The 5,937-nt window shown below is 71.8% G+C and carries 4 protein-coding genes; 2 read left to right on the top strand and 2 right to left on the bottom strand.

What is annotated here, in order from left to right; genetic code table 11:
- Positions 1–240: 240 nt before the first annotated feature.
- Both ACWF94_RS30755 and ACWF94_RS30750 read left to right on the top strand, forming a co-directional pair.
- The gene (locus tag ACWF94_RS30755) at positions 241–1,584 is read left to right on the top strand and encodes an ADP-ribosylglycohydrolase family protein (protein WP_453495775.1); all 1,344 of its coding nucleotides are present in this window, start codon (positions 241–243) and stop codon (positions 1,582–1,584) included.
- Between the two features lie 30 nt (positions 1,585–1,614).
- Positions 1,615–4,215, top strand: a complete 2,601-nt coding sequence (locus ACWF94_RS30750; RefSeq protein WP_453495773.1) for an NACHT domain-containing protein — start codon at positions 1,615–1,617, stop codon at positions 4,213–4,215.
- Positions 4,216–4,364: 149 nt separating this feature from the next.
- On the opposite strand, the gene ACWF94_RS30745 is transcribed toward ACWF94_RS30750, so the two are convergent.
- On the bottom strand, positions 4,365–4,574 hold the full coding sequence (locus ACWF94_RS30745; RefSeq protein WP_453495771.1) for a DUF397 domain-containing protein: 210 nt from the start codon (positions 4,572–4,574) through the stop codon (positions 4,365–4,367).
- A gap of 275 nt (positions 4,575–4,849) precedes the next feature.
- On the bottom strand, positions 4,850–5,707 hold the full coding sequence (locus ACWF94_RS30740) for a helix-turn-helix domain-containing protein (RefSeq protein WP_453495769.1): 858 nt from the start codon (positions 5,705–5,707) through the stop codon (positions 4,850–4,852).
- Between the last annotated feature and the right edge of the window lie 230 nt (positions 5,708–5,937).

Raw genomic sequence — 5,937 nt, 5'->3', positions numbered from 1 at the left:
GTGGTGCGGGGTCGGTCCTCAATCGCCGGCCTGGCTTGGGACGTCTGGCCCGGGGGCGGATATTTTCAGCCCCGCCGGCGATTGAGGCGCGGGTTCGGGGCGGAGCCCCGACCAGGGCCCGGGGTGCCGGGATCGCGCCGCGTCAAGGGCTCCGGCCCCGGACCCCCCGGCCTCGTTCGATTACAGTGCTGCGCCAGGCAACCAATCGGATGAATTCCACGTCCAGGGAGGGGCGCACGGGTGAGCGCAGCAGCCACAGGCGTCTGGGGGCGTGCAGAGCAGCAGGACTTCCGGGCCCGCGTGCGCGGTGCCCTGCTCGGCGGTGCCGTCGGGGACGCGCTCGGCGCGGGGGTCGCCGCGCTCACGCTGGAGGAGATCCGTACCGCCCACGGACCGGACGGCGTCACGGACCTGGTACCGGCCCACGGCCGCAGAGGGGCCGTCACCGCGGCGACCCAGCTGACGCTGTTCACCGTCGACGGACTGATCCGGGCGCAGGTCCGCCGCGACACCGGTGCCTGGCACCCGCCGACCGATGTGCACCGGGCCTATCTGCGCTGGGCGGCGACCCAGCGGGACTGGGGCCCCGACGAGCGCCGCAAGGACAACGGGTGGCTCGCCCGCGAGGAGTGGCTCTACACCCGGCGCGACCCGCCGAAGGCCAGCGTCTTCGGGCTCGGCGACGAGATCCTGGGCACCCTGGAGTGCCCCAAGAACCCCACCGCGCGGGACGGCGGCGCGCTGGTGCGGTCCGCGCCGTTCGGGCTGCTGGTGGGCTGGGAACCCCAGTTGGTGTGCCAGCTCGCCGTGGAGTGCGCGGCGCAGACGCACGGCCACCCCACGGCGTATCTCTCGGCGGGCGCGTTCGCGGTCATCGTGCACGGGCTGGCCCGCGGGGAGACCCTGGACGGTTCCGTGCAGCGCGCGCTCGCGCTGCTGGCGTCCCGCCCGGGGCACCAGCCGGTCACCGACGGGCTGAAGCGGGCGCTCGGAGCCGTACGGCAGGGGGTGCCAAGCGCCGAGCGCGTCGCGGCGATCGGCGGGGGTTACCAGGCGGGGAACCTCCAGGCGGGGAACCTCCAGGCGGGGAACCCCCCGACGGGCAACCCCCAGGCAGGGAACCCCCAGGCAGGAACCCACCCCGGCGGGGACCACCCGGCAGGTGACCACCCGGCCGGGGGCGGCCAGGTCACCGGCCACCACACCATGGGCGCGCACGCCACGAGCGTCGCCCAGGCCACGAGCCACCACACCACCGGCCACCCCGCCACGAGCACCCACGCCGAGGACGCCCTCGCCGTCGCCGTCTACTGCGCGCTCGTCGGCGAGGACATCCGGCACGGGCTGCGGCTCGCGGTCAACCACGACGGCCCATCGGAGACCACCGGAGTCGTCACGGGCGCGCTGCTGGGCGCCCTGCACGGGGAGACCGCCCTGCCGCCGGCCTGGCTCTCCGAGCTGGAGGGCCGCCCCACGATCCTGGAACTCGCCGACGACTTCGCGATGGAGATGACCCAGGGCCCGGCCCTGCACGGCCCGTCCGCCGCCGCCCCGGGCTGGCTCGCCCGCTACCCGCGCGGCTGACCCGCCCACCACCGAAGGACACTTCGCGCCATGGACCCAGCCCACGCCGTCGCCGTACGCCTCGCCACCGCCGCCGTCGCCCCCCTGGTGCGGAAGCTGTTCGTCCAGGGAACGCCCGGCGCGGGCCTGGTGGACGCGCCGATACGGATCTCGGGCCTGGTGTCCTTCCGGGGCGAGCGGGGCACCCTCGGCCCGAAGGAACTCCGTACGCTCGCCGGCGAACTGGTGAAGCGCGCGTTCCCGTCGTACGGCCCCCATGAGGCGCCGTCCGCCGCCGCCGTACGGGAACTCGCCGACGCGCTCGCGCTCTCCCTCCACAGCCTCGGCGACCTCGATATGGACGACGTCCAGGCCGTACGCCTCGGCCCGGCGGGTTTCGCGGCCAGGCTGGCCCGCCCGGCGCACCTGTCGGCGGAGGCGGAGGCGTACTACCCCCCGCTGCTGGAGACGGCCTGTCTGCACATCCTGAACTTCTTCACCCAGCGCTCCACGTTCGTCCCCCGCACCCTGGTCGAACAGGCCCGGACGATCGAACGCCTCGTCGCCACCACCGAGCTGCTGCTGGCGCGCACCCCCTCCCAGCTCGCCGATGACACCCGCTTCGAGCGGCGGTACGCCGAGCACATCGCCCGTAAGCACAGCGAACTGACGATCTACGGTCTCGATCTCAACCACGCCCGGGAGTGGCGGCTCGACGCGGCCTATGTCTCCCTGGAGGCCGTGTCCGACGCCGCCGTGCCGATGCCCGCCGAGCGGGCGCTCTCCGGCCGGGACAAGGTGCTGCTGCGCGGCGGCGCGGGCTCGGGCAAGACGACCCTGGTGCAGTGGCTCGCCGTGACGACCGCACACCAGAAGTACGGGGAACTCGGCGACCATCTGACCCATCTCATGGGCCGGGTCCCCTTCGTGCTGCCGCTGCGCCGGATCGTGCGGGACGGCGCCCCGCCCACCCCCGACGACTTCCTGCACGCCGTCCGCAGCGCGGTGGCGGGCGAACAGCCCCCCGGCTGGGCCACCAGGGTGCTGCGGGCGGGCCGGGCGCTCCTCCTGGTCGACGGCATCGACGAGATCCCCCAGCGCGAACGCGAGGAGGTCCGCCGCTGGACGCGGGAGCTGATGGGCGACTTCCCGGGGAATCTGTGGCTGGTGACCGCGCGGCCCTCCGCCATCGGCGAGAACTGGCTGGCGCGGGAGGGGTTCATCGAACTGTCCCTCGCCTCCCTGTCCCGGGCCGATGTGACCCGCTTCGTCCACCGCTGGCACGACGCCGCCCACGCGGAACCGGAACTCGGCGACGCGCTCCTCCACGCCATCCGCACCAAGCCCGATCTCGGCGCACTCGCCGACAACCCCCTGATGTGCGGGCTGCTCTGCGCCCTCCACCGCGAGCGGCACGGCTTTCTGCCGCACGGCCGCAAGGATCTGTACGACGCGGCGCTCAGGATGCTGCTGGAGCGCCGGGACGTGGAGCGCGGAGTGGCCGCCGAGGACGGACTGCGGCTGTCGTCCGAGACCCAGATCCTGCTGCTCCAGAAGCTCGCCCACTGGATGATCCGCAACGACCGCGCCGAGATGGACCAGGACGACGCCCTCGCCCAGCTGCGCCGGGCCCTGGAGTACATGGCCCCGGTCGGGGCCTCCCCGGAGCAGGTGCTGCGCCAGCTCCTGGAGCGTTCCGGGCTGCTGCGGGAACCCGCCGCCGGGCGCGTCGACTTCGTCCACCGCACCTTCCAGGACTATCTGGGCGCCAAGGCGGTCGTCGAGGAGGGCGATTTCCCGCTCCTGCTGGACAACGCCCACAAGGACCAGTGGGAGGACGTCGTGCGGATGGCGGTGGCGCTGGGCCGGCCCGCCGAGCGGGAGCGCATCCTCACCGGGCTGGTCGACGGAGTCGACGTCCGGGAGCTGGACGAGCGGATGAGCTTCAAGGTGCGCTCCCCGTCCATGAAACAGCTCCGCCGGGTACTGCTGACGGCCACCTGTCTGGAGCACGCGACCGAGATCGCCCCCGGCGTACGGCGGCGGGTCGAGGATCTGGCGGGGGAGTTCATCCCGCCCAACGGGCCCGTCCACGCCCGCCATCTCGCGGAGCTGGGCGGCACCATGGTGCTCGGACTGCTCCCCGGGCCGGGGAAGCTGTCGGAGGAGCGGGCCGTGGACGTGGTCTCCACGGCCGCCCGGATCGGGACCGACGCGGCCCTGCCCGTACTCGCCCGGTTCTGCGCCCATCCCGCCCTGACGGTGCGCCGCCAGCTCGCCTGGTCCTGGTACCGGTTCGACACCGGGCACTACGCGGAGGAGATCCTCGCCCGTCTCGATGAGACCGAGCTGTACTTCACCTCGCACCACACCGGCCATCTGCGGGCGCTGCGGGCCCTCGGCGGGCGGGCCCGCATCCAGATCGCGGGGGCGTACCGTCCCGACGAACTGGTCGAGCACATCGACGCCGGACGGCTCACCCATCTCTGGCTACGGGACGGCTACTTCACCGTCCGAGGGGAGGGGAAGAGCTGGCTGCACACCTTCCCCGGGCTGCGGACGCTGGTCATTCCGGAGCGGGCGGGGGCCGTGCCTCCGAACATCCCCCCGCACATCACCGTCACCCGGGTCCCGGCCCGCGCCCGGATCTGAGCCCCGCGGGCGGACGCGCCCAGGGCATGGCCGAGCCCCCTCGGCCGGGACGGCGGGCCAGTCGAGAGGGCTCTGTCAGGTGGTGCGTAAGACACGGTCGTGCGGGGCACGACCGAGCGGAGCGTGCTCCGCGTGGCTCGGTACGGTACTCAGCCGAGGTCGAACGAGCCCTGACCGATCTCGGTCACAAACGCGTTCCACGAGCCGGGGACGAAGTTGATCGACGGGCCCGCGGTGTCCTTGGAGTCCCTTACGGAAATCCGCTGGACGACCGGGGACTTGACTTCCACACAAGCTCCGTTTCCCCCGGAGTACGAGGACTTCGTCCACGTGTCCGTGGCTCCCTGAATGATGGCCATGTTCGCTCCGCTTCGGCATATGGGGGGTGAATTGCGCCAACGACTGTTGGTCTGGCCGACGCTACTCGCCATAGCCGATATCTGAGGCAGGGATTCACTCGGTCGGATGGCATATTCCACCGGACTCTTCCGCCGCGCGGTGGCGGGGTGTACCTTACGGTCCCCTCGCCGCCGCCGCCGCCGCCGCCTCCCCGCGACGGGCCCTTTCACCGGATCATGCTCGGTTCAAGGCCCGCTTCCCCATCGCCCGCACCCCATCGCCCGCGTCCCGCCGCTCAGCGGGCGTACTCCTTGGCGATGCCCTCGATGAAGATCCTCGTCTGTTCGACATTCAGCGCCTGGGCGCGCAGATGTTCGTACATCACGCTGTACTTGTGCACGTCGTTGGCCTTCTCCAGATAAAGATCACTGGTGACGCCCTCGATATACACGACACTGGAATCCGTCGCGTCGGGGAACTCCAGGATCGCGTACTGACCGTTGATTCCCGGGTGCGCGCCCATGTCGAAGGGCAGCACCTGCACCGTGACATGCGGCAGCAGGGACAGCTCCACCAGATATTCGAGCTGCTCGCGCATCAGATTCCGGCCGCCGACGACCCGGCGCAGCGCGGCCTCGTCGATCACCGCCCACAGCCGCAGCGGCTGCTCGATGTCCTTGACGCGGTCCTGGCGGCGCATGCGCACACTGACCCGCTTCTCGATATCGGGGGACCCGCTCTCCGGCAGCGCCCCCGAGATCAGCGCCTCGGCGTACGCCCGGGTCTGCAACAGACCCGGCACCACCTGGGGCTCGTACACCCGAAGGCTCGCCGCGTCGGTCTCCAGGCCGATGTAGACGCTGTACGGAATGTCGCCGAAGGCGTGCCACCAGCCCTGCTGGCGGGAGTCCTTGGCCATCTGCATCAGTGAGTCGACGACCCGGTGGTCGTCGACCTCGTAGACGCCGCACAGATCGCGGACATCGCGCTGGCTGATGGAACGGCGGCCGTTCTCCAGGCGACTGATCTTCGACTGGGACACCAGCAGGCGGTCCGCCACCTCCTCCGCCGTCATGCCCTTCAGCTCCCGGAGCCGGCGCAGCTCCAGGCCCAATCGGCGTCGCCTGACGGTGGGATTGACGTTGGACGCCACGGAAACTGCACCTCCGATTGCGTAGCTGAGCGTATCTACTGCTCAGCAGACTGCCACCAAAGGGCGCGGTGGCGCTGCCGAATGACCACACGGACCGCTTTCGCGCACCGCGCACCACGCCGCGCGCCCCGTGCCCGGTCGTGCGCGACGAGGTGCGGACGACCGGCGTACGGAACGCGTACGGCACGCGTACGGACGGTGCGCGGACATGTGAGCGCGCGAGGCAGCGC

It is taken from the genome of Streptomyces sp. NPDC055078 (genome assembly GCF_053607985.1).
This window is presented reverse-complemented; position numbering and strand designations above follow the sequence as displayed.